Origin of the sequence: Providencia rettgeri (assembly GCF_041075285.1) — a bacterium.
Lineage (GTDB): Bacteria > Pseudomonadota > Gammaproteobacteria > Enterobacterales > Enterobacteriaceae > Providencia > Providencia rettgeri_G.
On sequence record NZ_CP163512.1, the window covers coordinates 4,036,044 to 4,061,870 of the forward strand.

The following is a 25,827-nucleotide window of genomic DNA, read 5'->3' on the forward strand; positions in this document are numbered from 1 at the left end:
TTAAGAGGGTGAGAAGCCGAAAGGTGAAGGACACAACAGCTTGTTCAAGATTGCACTTCTGGTTTAGTGAAAGATAGCTAAACGGGAAGAAACAGAATTTGTCTGGCGGCAATAGCGCGGTGGTCCCACCTGACCCCATGCCGAACTCAGCAGTGAAACGCCGTAGCGCCGATGGTAGTGTGGGGTCTCCCCATGTGAGAGTAGGGAACTGCCAGACATTAAATTAGTGAGAAAGCCACCCAATGGGTGGCTTTTTTGCGTTTGGCGAATGGTAAGCTAATAAAATCATTGCATCAAGCACAGCAGTACTGGGTAAATCACGATAAAATGGGTTCAGCCGCAAGGTTGCAATTTTTAACTCAGCAATGATAATCGTATTATATATCCCCTTAGCAATTACCTTTTCAATGACCCTGTTTTTCGCTAGTTAAAAAGCAAATAAGGCATTGAGTGTGAGCTCGGATTAAACGATAGATATAGCCATCTTGCCTGCGCTAGCTACGCGCTGACCGCTCTTATAGATAACGGATATAAAAGAATGTTAAGGCAAATATTTGTCTCCTCAGCAATTACCTTTTCAATGACCCTATTTTTCGCTAGTTAAAAAGCAAATAAGGCATTGAGTGTGAGCACGTTTTTTTAGCTATCTCGATGTGCAAATAGGGCATTGAGTGCGAGCTCGGATTAAACGATAGATATAGCCATCTTGCCTGCGCTAGCTACGCGCTGACTAACCTTATGAATAAGGGATGCAACAGAATGCTAAGGCAAGTATGAGTCCCCTTAGCAATTACCTTTTGTGTGAGCACAATTTTAGCTATCTCGATGTACAAATAGGGCATTGAAGACAGGCTCGGATTAATCGATATGTATAGCTATTTAATCTACGTTAGCCACGTGCTGACTAACCTTATGAATAAAGGATAACAACAGAATGGTCAGGCAAATATTTGTCCCCTGAGCAATTACCTTGTCAATGACCCTGTTTTTGTTGCAATTTAGTAAGTAAATAGGGCATTGAGAACGAGGTCGGATTAAACGATAGATATAGCCATCTTTCCTGAGCTAGCTACGCGCTGACCGCTCTTATAGATAAGGGATACAAAAGAATGTTAAGGCAAGTATTTGTCCCCTCAGCAATTACCTTTCGTGTAAGCACAATTTTAGCTATCTCGATGTACAAATAGGGCATTGAAGACAGGCTCGGATTAATCGATATGTATAGCTATTTAATCTACGTTAGCCACGTGCTGACTAACCTTATGAATAAAGGATAACAACAGAATGGTCAGGCAAATATTTGTCCCCTTAGCAATTACCTTTTGTGTGAGCACAATTTTAGCTATCTCGATATACAAATGGAGCATTGAGCGCGAGCTCGGATTAAACGATAGATATAACTATTTAATCTGCGCTAGCTACGCGCTGACCGAGCTTATGGATAAGAGATACAAAAGAATGTTAAGGCAAGTATTTGTCCCCTTAGCAATTACCTTTCGTGTAAGCACAATTTTAGCTATCTCGATGTACAAATAGAGCATTGAAGATAGGCTCAGATTACTCGGTATTGGTCACTATCTTATCTGCGCTAGGCACGCGCTGATCGCTCTTATGGATAGCGGATACAACAAAATGGTTAAGCAAGTATTTTTCTCCTGAGCAATCACCTTCGTGTTATCACGCTTTTTATCTATTTTTATCTATTTTTATCATTGGGTTAAATTTTGATAACTGACTTAGATTAAGCAATATTTTTTGTTGGGGAAATGAGAGTAAATAAATTAGAAGATATAAAACAGCCATTGGTAGTTCACTATGTTAGAAGGCGTTATAGATACATATAAGAGAAGAATAGCGTTTAACTGGTGCTAATTAATATCAAAAACATATAAGTAAAATCAGCATCTATAAAAAATTATGGATAGATAAAAAATATATAAAATCAGCACATTACATGGCTGTTATACTTGAAACAAAAACATGACAAGCCACTTTGCATGAAATTATTTCATTCACCCTTGAAATACTCGACAAGGTGCGTAACTTTGGTTAGATTATTTAGCATTCTAGAAGTCTAAACGTATAAAAGTATATAAAAGGGGATGAATGATGCCAATTCGTTTACCAGACGAGCTACCAGCAGTGAATTTCTTGCGTGAGGAAAATGTTTTTGTCATGACAACGACAAGAGCTAGCCTTCAGGAGATCCGTCCCTTGAAAGTATTGATCTTAAATTTGATGCCTAAAAAAATCGAAACCGAAAATCAGTTTCTAAGGCTTTTATCGAATACGCCTTTACAGGTGGATATTCAGCTATTACGTATTGATCAACGAGAGTCAAAAAATACGCCCGCAGAGCACTTAAATAATTTTTACTGTGACTTTGAAGATATTAAAGGACAAAATTTTGATGGTTTAATTGTTACAGGTGCACCATTAGGGCTGGTTGAGTTTGATGATGTATGTTATTGGAATCAAATCGAAAAGGTGATTGAGTGGGCCAAAGAACACGTGACTTCAACACTTTTTGTTTGTTGGGCCGTACAGGCAGCTTTAAAGGTACTTTATGATTTACCTAAGTGGACGCGTAGTGAAAAGCTTTCAGGGGTTTATCAACACGATACATTAGAGCCACACGCTTTATTGACTCGAGGATTTGATGCCTCCTTCTATGCGCCTCATTCGCGGTATGCTGATTTTCCTGAGGATCTTATCCGCAAACATACTGATTTAGAAATATTAGCTAGCTCAGAAGAAGCAGGGGCTTACTTATTTGCTTCTAAAGATAAACGCCTTGTTTTTGTGACCGGCCATCCTGAATACGATAAAGATACACTTGCTCAAGAATACTGGCGTGATATTGAAGCTGGAATATCGCCTCAAATCCCATGTAATTATTTTAAAAATAATGATCCAATTAACCCGCCATTGATCAGTTGGCGTAGTCATGGGCATTTACTTTTTTCTAATTGGTTAAATTATTATGTGTACCAGATCACACCTTTTGATCTTACTAACATGGAACCAACTTTAGATTAAAAAAAAATTATTATTTTGCTTATTAGTTAATCACCACTTGGAATAGTAATTTTTACTTATCTCTACAGAGCAAAATAACGGCTAAAAGATTATTCTCGGAATAAAAGCAGTCAGCTAATGGCTGCTTTTTTTGTTTTTCAGACAAAATGTACCCATTAGGTTGATTCTCTTAATTGCTTGATTTAACGAATATTTAACATGTTTATTTTTATAATGGAAGTTAAGATTTAAATTTAAAATTAATAAAAAATGATATTTATTAATACCTTATGGTTGCTTTTAATTAAAATGGAAACCGTTTTTGATTTATTTTAAATTTGATCTTAAGATTAGTTCATAGCCAGATATCAATAAGGACTAATCAATGGAACATCAATTATTAGCTTCAGATTTAATATTTACTAAAGAGATATCTCAACAAGATAATAGAGTGTTACATAATGATTCTATTGAGTTTCTTTCCCATTTGGTTAAGGCTTTTCAGCCTCGAAGAGAGCAATTACTAAAAGAAAGAATAGTGAAACAAAAAAAAATTGATGCAGGAGAACTGCCAGATTTTATTTCGGAATCAAATTCCATAAAAAACTCAGAGTGGAAAATACAAAATATTCCAGAGGACTTACGTGATCGTCGTGTTGAAATTACAGGGCCTGTAGAGCGTAAGATGGTCATTAATGCATTGAATTCCAATGTTAAAGTTTTCATGGCCGATTTTGAAGATTCCCTTTCGCCTTCTTGGGAAAAATTAATTGATGGGCAAATTAATTTAAGTGATGCCATTAGGGGGGATATTTCTTATACGAATGAAAACGGCAAAGTTTATCAGCTCAAATCAAACCCGGCGGTGCTGATAGCTCGAGTCCGCGGGTTACATCTTGATGAAAAACATGTGTTGTTTGGTGATGAGCCTATAGCCGGTGGTTTATTTGATTTCGCACTTTACTTTTTTAATAACTACGAGGCTTTATTAAACAAAGGCAGTGGTCCTTATTTTTATATTCCGAAACTAGAATCTTGGCAGGAAGCTAAATGGTGGAGTGATGTATTCAGTGCTGCGGAAGATTTTGTCGGTTTATCTCGTGGAACCATTAAAGCAACCGTTTTGATTGAAACATTGCCCGCAGTATTCCAAATGGACGAGATCCTTTACCACATGCGGCATCATATTGTTGGCTTAAATTGTGGGCGTTGGGACTATATTTTTAGTTATATCAAAACGCTAAAAGAACATTCAGATAGAGTGTTGCCTGACCGTCAAATTGTCACTATGACTCAAGAATTTTTAAGTGCCTATTCTCGTTTATTAATTAAGACGTGCCATCGCCGTGGTGCATTTGCGATGGGGGGGATGTCTGCATTTATTCCGAGCAAAAATGAAGAAGAAAATCAGGTAATTTTGGCCAAAGTAAGGGCGGATAAAGAACTTGAAGCAAAAAATGGGCATGACGGTTCGTGGGTCGCACATCCAGGCTTAGCCGATACCGTTATGGCGGTTTTTGATAAAGCACTTGGTGAACATGCAAATCAGCTCCATGTGTCTCGCGACGCCGATCCAGAAATTACGGCTGAGCAGCTTTTAACCCCGTGTTCAGGTGAAAGAACTGAAGCAGGAATGAGAGCGAATATCCGTGTTGCAGTGCAATACATTGAAGCTTGGATTTCCGGTAATGGTTGCGTCCCTATTTATGGATTAATGGAAGATGCGGCAACGGCCGAAATTTCGAGAACCTCTATTTGGCAATGGATACGACATGGTAAGTCATTGTCGAACGGTGAAAAGGTAACAAAAGCCCTTTTCGAAGAAATGCTGGATGAAGAGTTACAGGTTATTCAAAAAGAGCTCGGAGATAAACGTTTCCAAAGTGGTCGTTTTAGAGAGGCGGCAGAGTTAATGAGGCGGATCACTACGCAAGATGAGCTCATTGAATTTCTGACTATCCCTGGATACCAATTATTAGACTAACAATAGCAAGCATAATATTCGATAAACCCTACATATTCTTATAAAGGAAATGGATCATGACGACATCGCGTTTAGAACAAATTGCCCAATTAGAAAATGAATGGAAAAAACCACGTTGGAGCGGGATCACGCGTCCATATTCGGCGGAAGACGTTATTAAACTACGTGGCTCAGTTAATCCTGAACATACATTAGCACGTAAAGGAGCTGAACGTTTTTGGGAACAACTTCATGGTAAATCTAAAAAAGGTTACGTTAATGCACTGGGCGCGTTAACAGGCGGGCAAGCTTTACAACAAGCTAAGGCAGGCATTGAAGCTATTTATTTGTCAGGCTGGCAGGTTGCTGCTGATGCGAATACGGCTTCCAGTATGTATCCCGATCAGTCCCTTTACCCTGTTGATTCAGTGCCCTCTGTCGTACAAAAAATTAATAACACATTTCGCCGTGCTGATCAGATCCAATGGGCCAATGGTATCGGGCCAGATAATAAAGAATATATCGATTTCTTTTTACCCATTGTCGCGGATGCTGAAGCAGGATTCGGTGGGGTGCTTAATGCCTTTGAGTTAATGAAAAATATGATAGAGGCAGGTGCGGCGGCAGTGCATTTTGAAGACCAACTGGCAGCAGTGAAAAAATGTGGTCATATGGGCGGGAAAGTTTTAGTTCCTACGCAAGAAGCCATCCAGAAATTGGTTGCTGCACGACTAGCTGCTGATGTCTCGGGCGTACCCACAATCTTAATCGCTCGTACAGATGCAGATGCAGCCGATCTTCTCACCTCTGATTGTGATGAATATGATGCGAGTTTTATCACGGGGGAGCGCACATCAGAAGGTTTTTTCCGTACCAATGCAGGTATTGAGCAAGCGATCAGCCGTGGTTTAGCTTATGCCCCCTATGCTGACCTTGTTTGGTGTGAAACATCGAAACCAGACTTAGAAGCTGCAAGGCAGTTTGCGGAGGCTATACACGCAAAATATCCAGGTAAATTACTGGCCTACAATTGTTCTCCATCGTTTAATTGGAAGAAGAACTTAGATGATGCGACGATCGCTCGCTTCCAAGACGAGCTTGCTCAGATGGGGTATCGCTTCCAGTTCATTACGTTAGCGGGGATCCATAGCATGTGGTTTAACATGTTTGATCTCGCCCATGCTTATGCTCAGGGAGAAGGGATGCGTCATTACGTAGAAAAAGTGCAGGAATGCGAATTTGCTGCAATAAATAAGGGGTACACCTTCTCTTCGCATCAACAAGAAGTAGGAACAGGGTATTTTGATAAAGTGACAACAGTGATTCAAGGGGGAATTTCTTCCGTGACCGCGCTAACGGGGTCAACAGAAGAAGAGCAGTTCTAGTCAATATCTTTCGTTATTCGGTGTCTCTGTTTATTTGATATGGTGGTTAGCTTTCAGGCACATCAAGTGCCTGTTTTTCTTCAGAGAAAAGAGATGGGAGCAAACATGATCCTGACTACTGAACAGATCATCGCCCAAACAATCTTACAGGGGTTTGATGCACAATATGGGCGTTTTTTGGAAATAACATCTGGAGCTCAGGAACGATTTGAACAGGCAGATTGGCATGCTGTGCAGTCCGCTATGAAACAACGTATTCAATTGTATGACCATCATGTAGGTTTGGTTGTTGCTCAGTTGCAATTTATGGGATTGGTTCAATCATTAACACCGAATAAGCTTGCACATATTAAAGATATTTATAAAACATTGCTTCCTGACTACCCTCGCTTTGAAATTGCGGAAAGCTTTTTTAATTCAGTGTATTGCAGGTTGTTTAAGCATAGAGAACTAACTCAAGATAATTTATTTATCTTTACTTCGCAGCCACCGAGGCGTTTTTCAACGTCTCCGAGGCCGTTAGCGCGTGAATATCATGTTGAAGGTAACTTATCGGCATTACTACATTCGGTTTTATGTGGGGTGCCGTTGAGGTTACCTTGGCGAGATTTAGCCTTTGATATTCAATGTATTATAAAGACATTACAGCATCGATTTTTACATATTGATGGGCAAAAGTGCCACTTTCAGATCGTCAATGAGCTGTTCTATCGCAATAAGGCTGCTTGGTTGATTGGCAAGATTTACATTAATGATGAGGTACATCCATTTTTATTGCCAATTCATCAAGATGATAATCACAAATTATACATTGATACCTGCTTAATCACTTTTGATGAGGCAAGTATCGTATTTGGTTTTGCGCGCTCGTATTTTATGGTGTATGCCCCTTTCCCAGCGGCATTAGTCTTTTGGTTAAGGGAAATATTGCCGTGTAAGTCCATCGCTGAGCTTTATATGGCAATAGGGTGTCAAAAACACGGTAAAACAGAGTATTACCGCGAGTATCTAGCTTATATTAACTTTGCAAGAGAGCAATTTACCATTGCACCTGGAGTGAAAGGCATGGTGATGCTGGTGTTCACTGCACCTGCTTTTGATCGTGTGTTTAAAGTTATTAAAGACGAATTTGCGCCACAAAAAAATGTGACAAAAGAAAGAGTCCAAGAATGTTATCGGCTGGTCAAAGAACATGATCGGGTTGGACGCATGGCGGATACTCAAGAGTTTGAAAACTTTGTATTCAATAAAAGTGCGATTAGTCAGGAATTGATGATGGAACTACTAAACGAAGCGCCATCACAAATTGAGGATCTAGGGGATAAAATATTAATCCGTCATTTGTATATGGAACGGAAAATGGTGCCATTGAATATTTACATGGATAACGCAAATGATGAGCAGTTAAATAATGTATTGAATGAATATGGCTGGGCGATTAAACAGTTGGCAGCAGCAAATATTTTCCCGGGTGATATGCTGTTTAAAAATTTTGGCGTGACACGACATGGACGTGTTGTATTTTATGATTATGACGAGATCTGTTATATGACAGAGGTTAACTTTCGGCGTATACCTGAGGCATTATACCCTGAACAGGAATTATCAGGGGAGCCATGGTATAGCATTGGAGAGCATGATGTTTTCCCTGAGGAATTTGCTTCATTTATTTGCCAAGATGCCCAAGTTCGTGATTATTTACAGCAACATCATGCTGATTTATTTTCCGCAGATTATTGGCAAAAGTTACAAAAACGCATATTGAATGGTCACGTAGAAGATGTTTATGCATACCGTGAAGAATTACGCTTCTGCCATCAATTTAATATATCGTTATCTTGCTGAGTTATTACGGGATTAACTAGGGGCTGTTTATCTTTGCTGCTGATTTTTATTGAGATGATGTAGAGTGTAGATAAATAATTAGGTTAGATAGTGTCTGTTAATTAATTAAAAATATAAGATTAGTTTAGTTATTAATACAAAGTGGGAAACGTTGTTTTTATCCCACTTTGTCAAGAAACTCAACCGACTTGGTTATTACCTATGCATTGAAATCGTTAAGCTTGTGCGCCTTGTACCGCCTCTTGAGCAAGCTGTGTGATTTTTTCATAGTTACCTGTACTTAATGCCTCTTCTGGAACTAGCCATGAGCCACCAATACAAAGAACACTATCCAGCGCTAGGTAGTCGCGATAGTTCGTTAAAGAAATTCCACCTGTTGGGCAGAACCTTACTTGTGAAAATGGGCCTGCAATGGCTTTTAGTGCTTTAACGCCACCGTTCGCTTCAGCAGGGAAAAATTTAAATTCTTTTAAGCCATAATCCAAACCAAGCATCAGTTCGGAAACAGTGGAGATCCCTGGAATTAAAGGAATATTCCCTTTAACTGCGGCGGCTAATAGTTCCTCTGTTAAACCTGGGCTAATAGCAAATTGTGCCCCTGCTTGGGAAACTTCCATAAGTTGTTTTGTATTAATCACCGTCCCAGCCCCGACAATAGCTTCTGGCACTTCTTTGGCGATTAAGCGGATCGCTTCGATGGCACATTCTGTTCGTAAAGTCACTTCTAGAACGTTAATTCCCCCTTTAACGAGGGCTTTTGCCAGAGGTACAGCTTGTTCAATTTTCTTGATCACAATGACGGGGACGACAGGACCTTGCTTAAGAACGGTTTCTGCTGTCATTTTCCAATTATTCATATTTTATTCCTAGTTAATAAAATAGCTTAAAAATCAATGCTACAAGCACCTTCTTCGGCACCGGATAAACTGCGTCTTAATGAACCAAAAAGTTCTCTACCACAGCCGATGTGTTCGGCGCTTAAATCGGGTTTATGAGGTTGACGTTGAGCAAGTTTTTTTTCATCAACAAGGAGTTGTAATTCACCCGTCAATGCATTTACTCTGATCATATCCCCATCTTTGACTTTTGCTAGTAGCCCTCCATTGTAGGCTTCCGGTGTTACATGAATAGCAGATGGGACTTTGCCTGATGCGCCTGATAATCGTCCGTCGGTCACTAGAGCAACTTTATAACCTCTGTCCATTAAAACACCAAGAGGAGGCATTAATTTATGGAGTTCTGGCATACCATTAGCGGAAGGTCCTTGGAAACGAACTACGATAATGCAATCGCGGTTTAACGCGCCAGATTCAAATTGTGCTGTAATATCATTTTGGTTATTAAAAACGATTGCTGGTGCTTCAATGATTTGATTTTCTTCTGGAACAGCGGATGTTTTCATCATCGCACGACCTAAATTACCTGCCAGTAATTTTGTTCCACCATGGTGTGAGAATGGCCTATCTATTTGCGCGATCACTTCTGGATTAAATGAGTCTTTAGGGCCATCACGCCATTCTAGTTGTCCGTTATTTAACCAAGGTTCTTGGGTATAACGTGAAAGACCAAAACCTGCAACAGTGTTAACATCTTCGTGTAATAGTCCTTTTTGCAGCAATTGGTAAATTAATAATGCCACTCCCCCTGCGGCTTGAAACTGATTAATATCGGCTTGCCCATTTGGGTAAATACGGCAAATTAATGGAACAATCGCGGACAGATCAGAAAAATCATCCCAATTAATAATAATCCCTGCGGCACGAGCAATGGCAACGAGGTGCATGGTGAGGTTGGTTGATCCCCCTGTCGCAAGTAAGGCGACAATACCATTGACGATCACTTTTTCATTGACTAGATGGCCGATAGGTAAATATTGACCTGATTGCTCAGTTAAACGAGTGATTTGCCGTGCGGCAGCATTCGTTAATGCATCACGCAGTGGCGTTTCTGGAGGAACAAAAGATGCGCCAGGTAAATGTAATCCCATGACTTCCATTACCATTTGATTTGAGTTGGCAGTTCCATAGAAGGTACAAGTTCCAATACCATGATAGGAGGCAGATTCTGCCTCTAATAACTCGTTTCTACCGACTTTTCCCTCAGCATATAGCTGGCGGACACGGACTTTTTCTTTGTTAGGTAACCCTGTAGACATTGGGCCGGCAGGAACAAAAATAGCGGGAAGGTGACCAAAGGAAAGGGCACCAAGCATTAAACCTGGGACAATTTTGTCACAAATACCTAAATAGAGTGCGCCATCAAACATGTTATGAGATAAGCCAATTGCTGTTGACATAGCGATAACGTCACGGCTTAGCATGGATAATTCCATTCCATCTTGTCCTTGAGTTACGCCATCACACATGGCAGGTACGCCAGCAGCGACTTGGCCGATCGAACCTGCTTCAAGTAGCGCTGTTTTTAATTGTTCTGGATATTTATCGTATGGGCGATGTGCAGATAACATATCGTTATAAGAATTAATAATGGCAATATCTGCCCGAGTCATGCTTTTTAGTATTTGTTTTTCTTCTGTTTGGCAGGCAGCAAAACCATGAGCGAGGTTACCACAAGCTAATGAAGCGCGATGAACGGTTGTGGTGCGAGCCTGTTCAATTTTGTTGAGATAAGCGGCACGTGTTTGTGCTGAACGACAAATAATACGCTGAGTGATACGCGCTAGCTCATCATGGATAGTTGTTGATGTGATATTTCTGCTCATGATAATTGCTCCATAAGATGGATAAGACAATGATTCCTGCTAAGTTTTCGATTGTGTCTTTGTGAATTCAGCATTTGTTATTTTTCAATCGCATTATGTTACCGGTAACATTGTTTAACTAAAATGCGAAAATTGCAATCATCAAAATGAAGATTCAACACTAACTGTGACCTTAATCAAGATTAAGGGGGGGAAACGATTTGAACAAAAAAAGGCAACTTGAAGGCTATGGTGATAAAAATAAAGGCGTTTATTGCTGAATTAATGCTATTCTTTTAAGGATTGAGTTAAATATGGCGATTAAAAATACAAGAGTATGAGAATGCTAAAACACGTTATTATTGTGATGTGCTTGTTTGCCTCGATTGTACATGCAAAGGTAGAGGTAACGGCGGGATCGTTCACGATTTTAACGAATATACTAAATCAACAAAATGAAGTGAATAAACAGCATCAACACACTGAAAAAGTTGATGTTATCACTCAATCTTTAATTGGTACGCCTTATAATAAATATACGTTAAATCAGTCTCATAAAGGCATAGAAACACTGGTCGTCAATTTGAAAGCGATGGATTGCATGACTTTTATCGAATATACCGAGGCTCTAAAACGTTCTGAAAACTACGAGCAATTTATCACTAATTTAGCAGAGATCCGTTATATGGGTCAGGAGATTAGTTTTACTAGCAGACGCCATTTTTTTTCAGATTGGCTACAAGAACCTAACCCAGTTGCTCGGGATATTACTCAGCAAATCAGTCCTCATACGGTATCTGTCAATAAAAAGCTTAATTTAAATAATCAAAGTGGTTTGTTTATTACTGGAGTACCCGTAAAAGAAAGGGTAATCCGCTATATACCTGTGCGATATGTTGATGATAATTTAATTAGTCGTTTAAAAACAGGCGATTACATCGGAATTTACTCAAAAAATAGTGGTTTGGATGTCTCCCATGTTGGTATTGTGATTAAACAAGGTGATAAGGTTCAGTTTAGAAATGCGTCTTCCCTTAAAGGAAATCTAAAAGTGAGTGATACCGAGTTACTGCATTATTTAACAAAAAAGCAGGGGATCCTTGTTTTTAGGGCAAAAGTAAATGATTAATCAAATAATAAAGATCGAAATAATAATTATATAATCAATTACTCTGATAATTTATCATAAAAAAAAGAATATATCATTTTGGTTGTCATTTAGGCAGTTTATTATACTTTGATTAAAGAGTAAAAATGACCTAATAATATCAGTTAGAATTTTATTTTTATTAGTTACCAATTATTACGAGTAACGTTTAAAGTGTAAAAGGATATTAAATTATCGATTTAATCAATAAAATCGCAAAGTCTTTTTTAATTATATTAAACTAGAAAAATCATTTATAAAGCAATAGATTGCTCTATAAATAATACTAAAGTCTCTTTTTTTTGTATATAGAAAATGCATTTACCTATCAATTTGCATTATTTTGATTGCTCATAACTATTTTAAATGTATTCGATTAATTTTATAATGATTAATACTAGCTAAATTTATTTTCTTATTTAGGAGATGGTTATGCATATCGTTAATCAGAAAAACATTTATGCATTATTAGGAAATCATTTACGAAAAGCTAGAGTGAGCAAAGGGTTATCTGGGTATGAATTAGGTTCAGTTATTCAGTTAAGCCAGCAACAAGTGTCTCGTTATGAGTTAGGGATTAACAAATTAAGTTTAGATAAATTAATTGAAATTGTCATTTTTTTGGATATTGATATTAATGAAATTACTAAACTGATCATTAAACAGGTTGAGTATGAAAAAAAGAAGCTAGCGTCAAGTTGAAACAATTTTTTACGAGTTATCAATCAATTTTCATGATTAATCTGTTGTGCTAAAACGGTGTTAAACTTGTAGGGAATTGAGTCATCACTATTATATGACCTAATAAAAATAGAATTAATGAATTATACTTAATATTACAGATATCATTATGATTTTATATCCTTTATGATGAAGGATATTTAAAGCTCATCTGCATAACTATAATTAATTGAATTAATATTTTTTGAAATATAAATGATTAATTTTTGCTTAATAAATGTTTGTATATTTATTTGTTTTTTTTAATTAGTCGTCATCCGTTTCTATTAGTCAATATTTTACTGTCGTTGATAAAAGTACTTTTTAGGTTTAATTTTGCACTAAAAAGAGCACTAAAGTATAAAAATTAAGCTTACTTATTTTTCCATAAAGAGTATGAAGGAATAGGTAAGCTTTAAAGATAACGAATCTATGGGAATTGGTTTTTACTTATGTTCAGTTAGAGACGCTTGATCATAGAAAAGAGACTCAGTTTCTATAGTGTTATCTATAACCTTATGTTTAAATATGCAACGACTTCCAAGTAAGATAAGGTTAATGCTTAATGTTGAAACATATAGGGATATTTTTCGTTTTCTTACTTGCTGGGTGTACTACGCCTACATCAAATAACGGCTATTACGTTGATAAAAGCTACCCTTCTCAAAACACCAGTGAACGTATACAGTACGTTGTTCTACACTATACGGTCTCTGATGATGACCATTCTATTAAAATATTGACGAAAGGTAAGGTGAGTTCCCATTACCTCATTCCAAGCAACCCAAATTATAAAGATGGGAAGCCAATCGTATTACAACTTGTCCCTGAAAAGCTAAAAGCGTGGCATGCAGGTGATAGCCGTTGGCTTTATCATAGCGGGTTAAATGATTCCTCTATCGGGATTGAAATTGTGAATGCGGGCTTTCAGGGAGAGAAAAAAGGGGATAAAAGCTGGCCTCCATTTAATGAGTCACAGATAGCCGCTTTAATCCCATTGCTACAGGATATTATGCAGCGTTATGGTATTCCACCTGAGAATATTATTGGTCACAGTGATATCGCACCACTACGCAAACAAGATCCTGGGAGGGCTTTTCCATGGCAACGTTTGTCACAACAAGGTATTGGCGCCTGGCCTGATCCTAAAACGGTAAATAAGTACCTTGCTGGACGAAATGTGAATGAACCAGCCAATGTCCTTCGTGTGCAAAGAGCGCTCAAGTTTTACGGATATTCTGCCATACCGTTATCCGGAAAGTTGGATGTGCAAACCAAAAAAACCTTACGTGCTTTTCAGCTACATTTTAGACCACGGGATATTGACGGTTTAGCGGATGCAGAAACAGAAGCCATCGCGTTAGCATTGATTGAAAAGTATCGCGATATATCAAAGTTTAAGACCTTTGAGCGCACCAAGCAGATAGACGATTTATCCGCAAGCCAACAGGGAGATTAATGAGCAACGTTTTGCCCTTTAAAAATGCGGGTTTCCCCGCATGGTTATTGAGCTAGAGCAGAGCTTAACGATTTGCACCATATTCACGGCTAATTTCTTTTGCTGCCTTAATCACCATAGCGCCTAATTCGGTGATACGGTCATCTGTTATCCGTGATAAGGGGCCTGAGATAGAAATAGCAGCAAAAGCTTCTTTGTGTTCATCATAGATGCAAGCACCGATACACCTTAAACCTAAAGCATGTTCTTCATCATCATAAGAAAATCCTTGTTTTTTCACTTGCTGTAAATTTTCTTTTAATGCTGAAGGGTTGGTTAATGTAAAAGGGGTATAGGCATGTAACCCTTTACGGCTGAGTAGTGGAATAAGTTTATCTTCAGGTAAATTTGCAATAAACGCTTTACCTGCACCAGAGGCGTGTAACGGCAGTTTGCCACCAATTGGCGCTGACATCCGCATTAATGCGGTACATTGCACTTGGTCAACAATAACGGCATCGTATTCAGTATGATCAAGAATGGCTAAATTCACCGTTTCACCAGATTCATCCATTAAACGGCGCAATATTGGGTGAACTAACGCTAATAGATTGCGACTTTCTAAGAAACTGCTACCAATAATAAATGCATTGGAGGCAATAACCCATAAACCTAAGTCACCCGTTTGGCGTACAAAACCGTGTTGCTCTAAGGTCATTAATAACCGGTGTGTTGTTGAATTTGGCAGCCCCGCTTGTAATGCAAGATCAGTTAAGGCAATGCCCCCAGTAGATTCAGAAATATATTCCAACAGTGTGAGTCCACGGCTTAGTGATTGAACTTGCCCTGCTGCGGTTGCACCGCTTGCTGGCCCTTTTGCTTTTTTAAGTTTTTTTGTAATGGGTGCCGTTGCCATTAAGTCTCTCCTGACTGTAATGAAATTTGATTCTATTATGAACTAACTGAGCTGAAAATACTCATCGGATCAGTGAGAAAGTGTTCGTTACATAACCTGAGAAACTCTCATCATAACAGTGAATTTCAAACACAAAAGTTATGGTAGGATGTTAAGTATAAAAATTTGACTTATTTCTCAGTGTTTCCGATCAGGAGGGCAGTGCAGTGTCCGAAAAAGTAAATCAATTAGAACAAGAATTAAAAAAACGTATATTGGTGTTAGATGGTGCAATGGGGACAATGATCCAGCAGCACAAGCTAACAGAGGAACAGTTTCGTGGTGAACGTTTTGCGGACTGGCCAAGTGATTTAAAAGGCAATAATGATTTATTAGTGCTGACTCAGCCTGAGATTATTCGAGAAATTCATAGTCAATATTTTGCGGCAGGTGCAGATATTGTTGAAACTAATACATTTAACGCCACATCCATTGCGATGGCGGATTATAAAATGGAAGCACTTTCCGCGGAAATTAATGAAGCGGCTGCGCGTATCGCCCGTGAATGTGCGGATGAGTGGACTCGTAAAACGCCGGATAAGCCACGCTATGTTGCGGGTGTGTTAGGACCAACAAATCGCACTGCCTCTATTTCTCCGGATGTGAATGATCCGGCTTTTCGTAATATCACTTTTGATCAATTGGTTGACGCTTATCGAGAATCAACGCGATCGCTCGTAAAAGGTGGCGTCGATCTGATTATGATCGAAACTATTTTCGATACATTGAATGCTAAAGCAGCTATTTTCGCTGTTGAAACGGAACTTGAAGCGTTAAAGGTTTCACTGCCTATCATGATTTCAGGTACGATAACTGACGCCTCTGGCCGTACTCTCTCAGGGCAAACCACAGAAGCTTTTTATAACTCGTTGCGCCACGCAAAGCCGATATCATTTGGGCTGAACTGCGCGTTGGGCCCTGATGAATTACGCCAATATATTGCGGAACTGTCGCGAATTGCTGAATGTTATGTGAGTGCTCATCCCAATGCTGGATTACCAAACGCTTTTGGTGAATATGATCTTGATGCGCAAAACATGGCGCAACAAATCCAAGAGTGGGCAAAAGCAGGCTTTCTAAATATTGTTGGTGGATGCTGTGGAACAACGCCGCTGCACATTCGTAAAATGGCGGAAGCTGTCGAAGGAATTGCGCCTCGTCAATTACCGAATTTACCCATCGAATGCCGTCTTTCAGGGTTAGAGCCGTTGAATATTGGGGCACAATCGCTGTTTGTGAACGTGGGGGAAAGAACCAATGTCACAGGTTCGGCAAAATTCAAGCGATTGATTAAAGAAGAAAACTACCAAGAAGCCTTAGATGTGGCGCGTCAGCAAGTGGAAAACGGTGCTCAAATCATTGATATCAATATGGATGAGGGGATGCTGGACTCCCACGCGGCGATGGTGCGTTTTTTGAATTTGATCGCAGGAGAGCCGGATATTGCCCGTGTGCCAATTATGATCGACTCCTCAAAATGGGACGTCATCGAGGCTGGTCTTAAGTGTATACAAGGCAAAGGAATTGTTAACTCCATTTCAATGAAGGAAGGGGTTGAGGCCTTTATTGAGCATGCAAAATTATTGCGCAAATACGGTGCTGCGGTTGTGGTGATGGCATTTGATGAAGTCGGTCAAGCGGATACCCGTGAGCGAAAAATTGAAATATGCCGCCGTGCTTACCAGATATTGACAGAGGAAGTGGATTTCCCTCCTGAAGATATTATTTTTGACCCCAATATCTTTGCCGTCGCGACAGGAATTGAAGAACATAATAACTATGCTGTTGATTTTATTGATGTCTGTAAAGATATTAAAGAGCAGCTGCCTCATGCCATGATTTCAGGGGGAGTCTCTAACGTCTCTTTCTCGTTTAGAGGCAATGATCCTGTTCGTGAAGCGATCCACGCTGTGTTCTTGTATTACGCGATCCGCAACGGAATGGATATGGGGATTGTCAATGCAGGGCAATTAGCTATTTATGACGATCTGCCTGTGGAATTAAAAGATGCGGTAGAAGACGTGATTTTAAATCGCCGCGATGACAGCACAGAACGTTTATTAGCGTTGGCTGAGCAATATCGCGGTTCTGGCTCGGTTGAACAACAAGTTCAACAAGCGGAGTGGCGCAGTTGGGAAGTGGAAAAGCGCCTAGAGTATGCTTTAGTCAAAGGCATTACTGAGTTTATTATTCAAGACACGGAAGAGACTCGCCAACGCGCATCAAGCCCGATTGAGGTTATTGAAGGACCATTAATGAATGGCATGAACGTGGTAGGAGACTTATTTGGTGAAGGGAAAATGTTCCTACCACAGGTGGTGAAATCTGCTCGCGTGATGAAACAAGCCGTTGCGTATTTAGAACCTTATATTCAAGAACTTAAACAATCAGGTAGTAGTGCAGGGAAAGTGTTACTGGCGACAGTAAAAGGAGACGTTCACGATATCGGTAAAAATATTGTTGGGGTAGTACTTCAGTGTAACAACTATGAAATCATCGACTTAGGGGTGATGGTGCCATGTGAAACGATTTTAAAAACGGCGCGTGAACAAAATGTCGATATTATCGGTCTGTCAGGCTTGATCACCCCCTCCCTTGATGAAATGGTGCATGTGGCAAAAGAGATGGAAAGGCAAGGCTTTACGTTGCCATTATTGATAGGTGGTGCCACAACGTCAAAAGCGCACACCGCAGTGAAAATTGAGCCTAATTACAGTGGCCCAACGACTTACGTGCAAAATGCTTCACGTACGGTTGGGGTGGTTGCGGCATTGTTGTCTGAGACACAAAAGGCGGATTTTGTTGCGCGTACTCGTCGTGAATATGACACAGTGCGCCAACAGCATGGACGTAGAAGGCCGAAAACGCCACCAGTGACGCTGGATGTTGCGCGAGCGAATGCAGTGAATATCGATTGGCAAGCTTATCAGCCACCAGTACCCAATTTTTTAGGTGTTCAAGAGGTTAGTGCCTCGATTGCGACTTTGCGTGAGTACATTGACTGGACGCCATTTTTTATGACATGGTCTTTGGCTGGTAAATATCCGCGCATTCTAGATGATGAAGTCGTGGGATCTGAAGCGCGTAAGTTATTGAATGATGCCAATGCGATGCTGGACAGACTTGAAAAAGCGCGTTTACTGACACCGAAAGGTATTTTTGGTTTGTTCCCTGCAAACCGTGTTGGTGACGATATTGAAATCTACACGGATGAAGGACGTCATCATGTGCAAGCATTGAGTTTGAACCTACGTCAGCAAACCTTAAAGACGGATTTCCCGAACTATTGTTTATCTGATTTTGTGGCACCCAAAGACAGTGGTAAAGCCGATTATATCGGTGCATTTGCCGTCACTGGTGGTTTAGAAGAGGATGTGTTGGCGGATGAATACGAAAAACAGCACGATGACTACAATAAAATTATGGTCAAAGCGCTGGCGGATAGGCTAGCGGAAGCTTTTGCAGAATATTTACACCAGCAAGTACGTACCCGATATTGGGGCTATGCGGCAGATGAAAACTTGAGTAATGAAGAGCTGATCCGTGAGAATTACCAAGGCATTCGCCCTGCGCCTGGCTACCCTGCTTGCCCTGAGCATACCGAAAAAGAGAAAATTTGGCAGTTGTTGGATGTGGAAAACCAAGTGGGAATGAAGCTAACGAGCTCCTATGCTATGTGGCCTGGCGCGGCGGTATCGGGTTGGTATTTTAGTCACCCGGACAGTAAATATTTTGCTGTGGCACAGTTGCAAAAAGACCAAATAGCGGATTACTCACGGCGCAAAGGGATGTCGGCGGCGGAACTGGAACGCTGGTTAGCCCCGAATTTAGGCTATGATCCTGAAGATTGATAAAACCTTGTATTGATTTTTCAGGTGTTCAGCACCATCTTATGGGTAAAGACATTAAAGGGGTTCAATGATGAACTATGAATTTATTATTGAAAATGAACTGCCGCATTCAATGGCATTTCCTTATCAAATCCAAAACAGTGCGGCACCTGAAATATTTATCATGAGCGAAGATGCGGTCAGCGCTATGATGAGCATCTTGCAAATCATGGATAAACTCGATACAGATGAGTCCCTTGATGAGCACTGCTTTAACCAGATTTGGCTAAAAAGCGAGTTAACACCTGCACGTGCAGAAGAAATTTATTTATTTTTAGAAGAACGTTTAGCGGTAGAGCCTACGCCTTCACAAGAAGAGATAGCCGCATTTCATCAAGCGCAATTGGATGAAAATAAACTGTTATCACAAGAAAGCGATAAAGAAGGCATGATCCCAGTGCATAAGTTTTCCACTAATGATGGTTGGTTAGTGACGACGAAAGAGTGTGAGTGGATAGCAGAAGTCTTTGCCCCTGAATTAATGAATGAAAATCAATTTATCGTGTCGCAAATTTCTGAATTATGCAAAATCAGCCATCAAAAGCTGGAACATCTGCTGATTGAATGGGGTAAATTCAATTTATTCGCTAGCAAACATGGTGGTTACCGCGTTAATTAAGCTTTAATAGCGATTTAGGTGGTGGGCGTTTTAGTTATAAATGAACATCACCTAAATTTTTCGACGAAATTCCTTTCTGATAACGTTTTTTCAGCGTTGATCCCTTATGAATTTTTTTGGGGAATGTTATGTTAATAACATAACGCCAATAAATGGGTGATGGTGATGAAATTACGGTATTTGTTTCTAGTAGTCTGTTTGAGCGCAGCATCTTTGGCTCAAGCTGCTTCTGAAGCCCCTTCTACAAAAAATAAGCCAGCAGAAACGACAGGGCAGGTCAGCGATGTTGTGCTGCCCGATGATTTTAAAGCAAAATTAAAATCGGCGAAGGCAGGTGATGTCGATGCGATGGTGGATGTTGGACTCGCCTATATGGAAGGGACTGATTTTTTAAAAGCGGATGATCAAGAAGCTTATCGCTGGTTTAAAAAAGTTTCGGATTTGGATAATACCGATGGGGATTATTATCTCGGTATGTTATTACAAAACCAAGAAAAATATAAACAAGCTGAGCATTGGTATCGCCGTGGTGCAGAAAAAGGCGATGCATACTGCCAATATGCTTTGGGGTATTTATATGAGCACGGTTTAGGCGTCGAGCAAAATTTTAAGCAAGCCAAAGCGTGGTATTCCGAAGCCGCAGAACAAGAACATGCCAATGCGCAATTTGCGATGGGGCTTTTTTATCATGATGGTCTTGGGGGAAGTGTCGATTATCAAAAAGCCCGTGAATGGTATGAACGCAGTGCAGTGAATAATATTGCCGCAGCAGTCAATAATCTTGCCGTGATGTATGAAAATGGTGAAGGTGTTGAAAAAGATGAAGAAACTGCTATTTATTTGTATCGGCAAGCGGCGAATATGGGATCTGCGATTGCGCAAAGCAATATGGGGGATTTTTACCAGCAAGGCCATTCGTTAATTGAAAAAAATAGTTATCAAGCTATGTATTGGTATAAACGAGCGGCTCAGCAAAATAATGTTGATGCGCAGTTGGCTATCGCAAGGGCCTATGAATTTGGTGATGGTGTCGGGAGAGATTTAGCAGAGGCATTTGTTTGGTACGATAGAGCTGCACAAAATGCTTCTTTAGATGCAGGCATGAAGGTCGCTGAGTTTTATGAAAAAGGGTTGGGTGGTATTGAAAAGAACCCAGCAAAAGCCATTGAATTATATAAAGAGTTAGCGAATAGCGACAGTGTTGATGCAAAAATTAAGTTGGCGAAAATGTATGTCGCTGGCGAATTAAAGACTATAGATACCAAGGATATTGTTAATTGGTTACAGCTGGTGGAAGATGACAGCCTTGAAGCGAAAAACCAACTTGCGATTTTTTATTTAACGGGGACTGGTGTTGCGCAAAATTTATCAAAGGCACGCCAATTACTGGAAAAAGTGGCTTTTAAGAAAAACAGTGATGCGCAAAACAACTTAGCTGTAATGTACGCCAGAGGTGAAGGTGGGGAAAAAAATATTTTCCGTTCGGTGATGTGGTTTGAGCGCGCCGCAGAGCTAGGCAATGAAACGGCGAAGCGTAATTTGACACTTTTGCAGAATGATAAAGAGGTTAAAGCTTCGATGTTGCGCTATACCGATAATATCAATCAGTCGATGGAACGCTTGAAAAAACATTAAGTTCCAATCAAAAGGCGATCATTAAGATCGCCTAGTGTTTTGGGGATCGGATGAATTATTCGAATAAGTTACTGTGCAATGTGCGAACAATATCTTCCGCATCATTACCCGGTACCAACAGGCAAATATTGTGGCTGCTTGCGCCGTAGCTGATCATGCGAATATTGAAAGATTCTAATGCCCCGAAAATTTGTTTTCCAAGCCCATTTACTTGCGATAGCTCATTACCAATAATCGCCACTAACGCTAAGTTTTCTTCAACTTCAACACGACACAACGCGGAAAGCTCCGTCATCAGTGCATTAGTGAGTAGGCTACCATTTGTTCCTGTAGAACCCGTTGTATCTAACGTTAATGCAACGCTCACCTCAGAAGTGGTAATTAAGTCCACGGAAATATTGTGACGTAATAAGATAGTGAATATTTCCGCTAAGAAACCACGTGCATGCAGCATTTTCAAACTGTGTAATGTTAATAATGTTTGTTTGCGACGCAGTGCTAGTGCTCTAAATTGTGGTGGATTAGTAGTTTTGTCACTGACAATCGTCCCACCGGCTTCAGGGGCTTTACTGGAGCCAACAAATACCGGAATACCAGCACGTACAGCAGGCAGTAGTGTCGCTGGGTGTAGAATTTTTGCGCCAAATGTCGCCATTTCTGCGGCTTCATCAAAAGCAATTTCATCAATGCGCTGGGCGTTTGGTACGACCCGTGGGTCAGTGCTATAGATGCCCGGAACGTCTGTCCAAATATCGACGCGCGATAAATTCAAAACCTCACCCAATAGTGCGGCAGTATAGTCACTACCTCCACGTCCTAGTGTAGTTGTACGGCCCTTTTCATCTCGACCGATAAAGCCTTGCGTAATTACAACGGATTCGGCTAAACGAGGTAATAGATGTTGTTCTGCAAGGATTTTTAACTGATCGAGCACAGGTTCTGCACGACCAAAACTGTCGTTGGTTTTCATGACCTTACGGACATCAAACCATTGCGAGTTAGCATTGCGTTGACGTAGAACTTCCACAAAAAGCAAAGTTGACATTAATTCCCCATGACTCACCATTTCATCTGTTAATGCATCTGATGTGGCGAGAGAAGCAGAATCCGCTAAATGGGCAATGTTATCCAGTAAGCGATTGATCTCTTGACGAATAACATCCGCAGTCTGTAAGTTATCAATAATAGCATATTGAATATCTTTCACCTTTTGTAGCAGCGCATTGCGTTTATCAGCGTCACAACCTTCAGCTAATTCAATCAGTAAGTTAGTAATGCCTGCGGAGGCGGAAAGTACCACAACGCGTACGTTGGGGTTGGAAAGAACAATATTTGCACTGTTGTTCATTGCTTCAAAGTTCGCGACACTGGTGCCACCAAATTTTGCAATAACAAACTGATTGTTGTCTGACGAAGACGCTACGGTATTCATGGTGTCAATCCCTTTGGTTAAACCTAAACTTTATATAGATTTATCGGGTAAATAGTGGCGCGTCAATTAAGAATCGGGGTAAATCAGTAATTTTAATGATGGGTAAGGTATTATCGGTTTTCTCAATACACTCCCATACGCGTCATCCTTCAAGTTGCATGGGTGTTGACTACGTTCAGATAGCCGAATCACATACTTGTGTATGCTCATCGGTCTATCTTCACTTGTCGCCTACATGCAACTCGAATGATTTAGCGTATCAACGCGCCGTTTTTCAAGTTGCATGGGTGTTGACTACGTTCAGATAGCCGAATCACATACTTGTGTATGCTCATCGGTCTATCTTCACTTGTCGCCTACATGCAACTCGAATGATTTAGCGTATCAACGCGCCGTTTTTCAAGTTGCATGGGTGTTGACTACGTTCAGATAGCCGAATCACATACTTGTGTATGCTCATCGGTCTATCTTCACTTGTCGCCTACATGCAACTCGAATGATTTAGCGTATCAACGCGCCGTTTTTCAAGTTGCATGGGTGTTGACTACGTTCAGATAGCCGAATCACATACTTGTGTATGCTCATCGGTCTATCTTCACTTGTCGCCTACATGCAACTCGAATGATTTAGCGTATCAACGCGCCGTTTTTCAAGTTGCATGGGTGTTGACTACGTTCAGATAGCCGAATCACATACTTGTGTATGCTCATCGGTCTATCTTCACTTGTCGCCTACATGCAACTCGAATGATTTAGCGTATCAACGCGCCGTTTTTCAAGTTGCATGGGTGTTGACTACGTTCAGATAGCCGGATCACAGCCTTGTGACTGCTCATCGGTCTATCTTCACTTGTCGCCTACATGCAACTCGAATGATTTAGCGTATCAACGCGCCGCTTTTCAAGTTGCATGGGTGTTGACTAGGTTCAGATAGCTGGATCACAGTCTTGTGACTGCTCATCGGTCTATCTTCACTTGTCGCCGACATGCAACTCGAATGATTTAGCGTATCAACGCGCCGTTTTTCAAGTTGCATGGCTTTGAAAGTACGTATTTTAATAAAAGGGATAATTAAGTCTGGAAAAGTGCAGCAGAATTGGGGAATATCAATATAACGCAGAAAACCGATAAGTCCTGTTTCTTTGACGGGGTACAATCTATTTCTATTTAAAATTGTTTGGAGAGTGTTATCCATGAGAAGTATTAATCCAAGCCAAACGGCAGCATGGCGGGCGCTAGAACAACATTTTGCGCAAATGAAAGATGTGCATATGCGTGATTTGTTCGAGCAAGATAAAGACCGCTTTACCAAATTTTCGGCAACGTTCGATGGTCAAATCTTAGTGGATTTCTCCAAAAATAGGATAACGCAAGAAACTTTGAACAATTTATTGGCATTGGCAAAAGAAACAGAGCTGGAAAATGCCATTAATAGTATGTTCAAAGGTGAAAAAATTAACCGTACAGAAGACCGTGCGGTGCTGCACATTGCTTTGCGTAATCGCGACAATACGCCAATTTATGTGGATGGCAAAGATGTGATGCCAGACGTTAATGCCGTGCTGGAAAAAATGCAGCAGTTTAGCCAACGTATTATTAGTGGTGATTGGAAAGGGTTTACGGGCAAGGCGATAACCGATGTTGTTAATATCGGGATTGGTGGCTCTGATCTCGGTCCATTTATGGTGACTGAAGCATTGCGCCCTTATAAAAATCACCTGAATATGCATTTTGTTTCTAACGTTGATGGAACGCAAATTGCCGAAACACTAAAAAAACTGGATCCAGAAACAACATTGTTCTTGATTGCGTCCAAAACATTCACTACGCAAGAGACAATGACTAACGCACATTCTGCTCGTGATTGGTTCTTAGCTGCGGCGAAAGAAGAAAGCCAAGTCGCTAAGCACTTTGTGGCGCTTTCCACAAATGGCAAAGAAGTCGCTAAGTTTGGTATAGATACCAACAATATGTTTGAGTTCTGGGATTGGGTTGGTGGCCGTTATTCATTATGGTCAGCAATTGGTTTATCCATCATTTTATCCATAGGGTTTGAGAATTTTGTTCAATTATTGAATGGTGCTCATGCTATGGATAAACATTTCACCCAAACGCCACTGGAGAAAAATATTCCTGTGCTGTTAGGGTTGATTGGCATTTGGTATAACAATTTTTTTGAATCGGAAACTGAAGCGATTCTGCCATACGATCAATATATGCACCGCTTTGCCGCTTATTTTCAACAAGGTAATATGGAGTCCAATGGTAAATACATTGGCCGAGATGGCAAAGCGGTTTCTTACCAAACAGGCCCAATTATTTGGGGGGAACCTGGAACCAACGGGCAACATGCGTTTTATCAATTGATCCACCAAGGGACAAAAATGATCCCTTGTGACTTCATTGCACCGGCGGTAACCCATAACCCGCTTGGTGATCACCATGAGAAGTTACTGTCTAACTTCTTTGCGCAAACAGAAGCGCTGGCATTCGGCAAAACGCGTGAAGTGGTTGACGCTGAATTTGCTGCTCAAGGTAAATCCGTGGCAGAAATGGAGTATGTGGCACCCTATAAAGTGTTTGAAGGTAACCGACCAACTAACTCGATTCTATTAAAAGAAATTACACCATATTCATTAGGTGCATTGATTGCGATGTATGAGCACAAAATCTTTACCCAAGGGGCGATTTTGAATATCTTCACGTTTGACCAATGGGGCGTTGAATTAGGTAAGCAATTAGCTAGCCGTATTCTGCCTGAATTAGAAAACAGTGAAAAAATCAGTAGCCATGACAGCTCAACAAATGGATTGATTAATATCTATAAAGCTTGGCGCTAATTATTTATTGAAATAGTGCAGTAAATTAAGCGGGAAGTGTTAGTTGCTTCCCGTTTTTTTACATTAAAAATCGTAAAAGCGAGTTGAAATTAGTCTGATCATTAATATATCAATGAGTTTCATTATCGTTTATAACTTGTTAGTAATTAAAATTTTTTTCACTATTTTTTTACATTTTGTGTTGAATTTGTGACTTTTTATATAAATTGTTAGCTAACTTTAACCTTGTGGCAAAACAAC

At 40.2% G+C, this 25,827-nt stretch carries 15 protein-coding genes and 1 rRNA gene; 12 read left to right on the plus strand and 4 right to left on the minus strand.

All coding sequences use genetic code 11. From position 1 onward, the window contains the following. Positions 1-101 precede the first annotated feature (101 nt). From rrf to aceK, 5 genes are all read left to right on the plus strand, one after another. Positions 102-217: ribosomal RNA gene (rrf, locus tag AB6N04_RS18515) — 5S ribosomal RNA — on the plus strand. 1,892 nt (positions 218-2,109) lie between these two features. Beyond that, positions 2,110-3,039: a homoserine O-succinyltransferase gene (metA, locus tag AB6N04_RS18520; protein WP_369312178.1), complete on the plus strand. Its 930-nt coding sequence runs from the start codon at positions 2,110-2,112 to the stop codon at positions 3,037-3,039. Positions 3,040-3,403: 364 nt separating this feature from the next. After that, complete coding sequence (gene aceB, locus AB6N04_RS18525) at positions 3,404-5,002, plus strand: malate synthase A (RefSeq protein WP_369309688.1); 1,599 nt, start codon at positions 3,404-3,406, stop codon at positions 5,000-5,002. Between the two features lie 56 nt (positions 5,003-5,058). Beyond that, complete coding sequence (gene aceA / locus AB6N04_RS18530; protein WP_369309689.1) at positions 5,059-6,366, plus strand: isocitrate lyase; 1,308 nt, start codon at positions 5,059-5,061, stop codon at positions 6,364-6,366. A gap of 105 nt (positions 6,367-6,471) precedes the next feature. Next, entirely contained in the window at positions 6,472-8,211 is a 1,740-nt protein-coding gene (aceK, locus tag AB6N04_RS18535; RefSeq protein WP_369309690.1) for a bifunctional isocitrate dehydrogenase kinase/phosphatase, read from the plus strand. A gap of 215 nt (positions 8,212-8,426) precedes the next feature. Here the strand turns inward: aceK and AB6N04_RS18540 are convergent, their stop codons facing one another. Both AB6N04_RS18540 and edd read right to left on the minus strand, forming a co-directional pair. Next, positions 8,427-9,068 carry a bifunctional 4-hydroxy-2-oxoglutarate aldolase/2-dehydro-3-deoxy-phosphogluconate aldolase gene (locus tag AB6N04_RS18540; protein WP_369309691.1) on the minus strand — a complete coding sequence of 214 codons (642 nt, stop codon included), beginning with the start codon at positions 9,066-9,068 and terminating at the stop codon, positions 8,427-8,429. A 26-nt stretch (positions 9,069-9,094) separates the two neighbouring features. Continuing rightward, on the minus strand, positions 9,095-10,933 hold the full coding sequence (gene edd / locus AB6N04_RS18545) for a phosphogluconate dehydratase (protein WP_369309692.1): 1,839 nt from the start codon (positions 10,931-10,933) through the stop codon (positions 9,095-9,097). Between the two features lie 322 nt (positions 10,934-11,255). Here edd and AB6N04_RS18550 point away from each other — a divergent pair, with 322 nt between their 5' ends. The 3 genes from AB6N04_RS18550 to AB6N04_RS18560 all read left to right on the plus strand — a co-directional run bounded on the left by AB6N04_RS18550 (position 11,256) and on the right by AB6N04_RS18560 (position 14,238). Further along, positions 11,256-12,041 (plus strand): N-acetylmuramoyl-L-alanine amidase-like domain-containing protein, encoded by a 786-nt coding sequence (locus tag AB6N04_RS18550; protein ID WP_369309693.1) that lies wholly within the window; start codon positions 11,256-11,258, stop codon positions 12,039-12,041. A gap of 450 nt (positions 12,042-12,491) precedes the next feature. Further along, complete coding sequence (locus AB6N04_RS18555; protein WP_369309694.1) at positions 12,492-12,761, plus strand: helix-turn-helix domain-containing protein; 270 nt, start codon at positions 12,492-12,494, stop codon at positions 12,759-12,761. A 583-nt stretch (positions 12,762-13,344) separates the two neighbouring features. After that, the gene (locus AB6N04_RS18560) at positions 13,345-14,238 is read left to right on the plus strand and encodes an N-acetylmuramoyl-L-alanine amidase (protein WP_369309695.1); all 894 of its coding nucleotides are present in this window, start codon (positions 13,345-13,347) and stop codon (positions 14,236-14,238) included. 64 nt (positions 14,239-14,302) lie between these two features. Here AB6N04_RS18560 and iclR read toward each other — a convergent pair whose 3' ends face one another. Then, positions 14,303-15,133, minus strand: a complete 831-nt coding sequence (gene iclR / locus AB6N04_RS18565) for a glyoxylate bypass operon transcriptional repressor IclR (RefSeq protein WP_369309696.1) — start codon at positions 15,131-15,133, stop codon at positions 14,303-14,305. Positions 15,134-15,339: 206 nt separating this feature from the next. On the opposite strand from iclR, the gene metH reads away from it, so the two are divergent. From metH to AB6N04_RS18580, 3 genes are all read left to right on the plus strand, one after another. Further along, positions 15,340-19,023: a methionine synthase gene (metH, locus tag AB6N04_RS18570; protein WP_369309697.1), complete on the plus strand. Its 3,684-nt coding sequence runs from the start codon at positions 15,340-15,342 to the stop codon at positions 19,021-19,023. Positions 19,024-19,090: 67 nt separating this feature from the next. Further along, the gene (locus AB6N04_RS18575; RefSeq protein WP_369309698.1) at positions 19,091-19,681 is read left to right on the plus strand and encodes a hypothetical protein; all 591 of its coding nucleotides are present in this window, start codon (positions 19,091-19,093) and stop codon (positions 19,679-19,681) included. Positions 19,682-19,846: 165 nt separating this feature from the next. Then, entirely contained in the window at positions 19,847-21,316 is a 1,470-nt protein-coding gene (locus tag AB6N04_RS18580; RefSeq protein WP_369309699.1) for a tetratricopeptide repeat protein, read from the plus strand. A gap of 55 nt (positions 21,317-21,371) precedes the next feature. On the opposite strand, the gene lysC is transcribed toward AB6N04_RS18580, so the two are convergent. Continuing rightward, entirely contained in the window at positions 21,372-22,748 is a 1,377-nt protein-coding gene (gene lysC, locus AB6N04_RS18585; protein ID WP_369309700.1) for a lysine-sensitive aspartokinase 3, read from the minus strand. Between the two features lie 1,192 nt (positions 22,749-23,940). Here lysC and pgi point away from each other — a divergent pair. Beyond that, the gene (gene pgi / locus AB6N04_RS18590) at positions 23,941-25,587 is read left to right on the plus strand and encodes a glucose-6-phosphate isomerase (RefSeq protein WP_369309701.1); all 1,647 of its coding nucleotides are present in this window, start codon (positions 23,941-23,943) and stop codon (positions 25,585-25,587) included. The last annotated feature ends 240 nt before the right edge of the window (positions 25,588-25,827 follow it).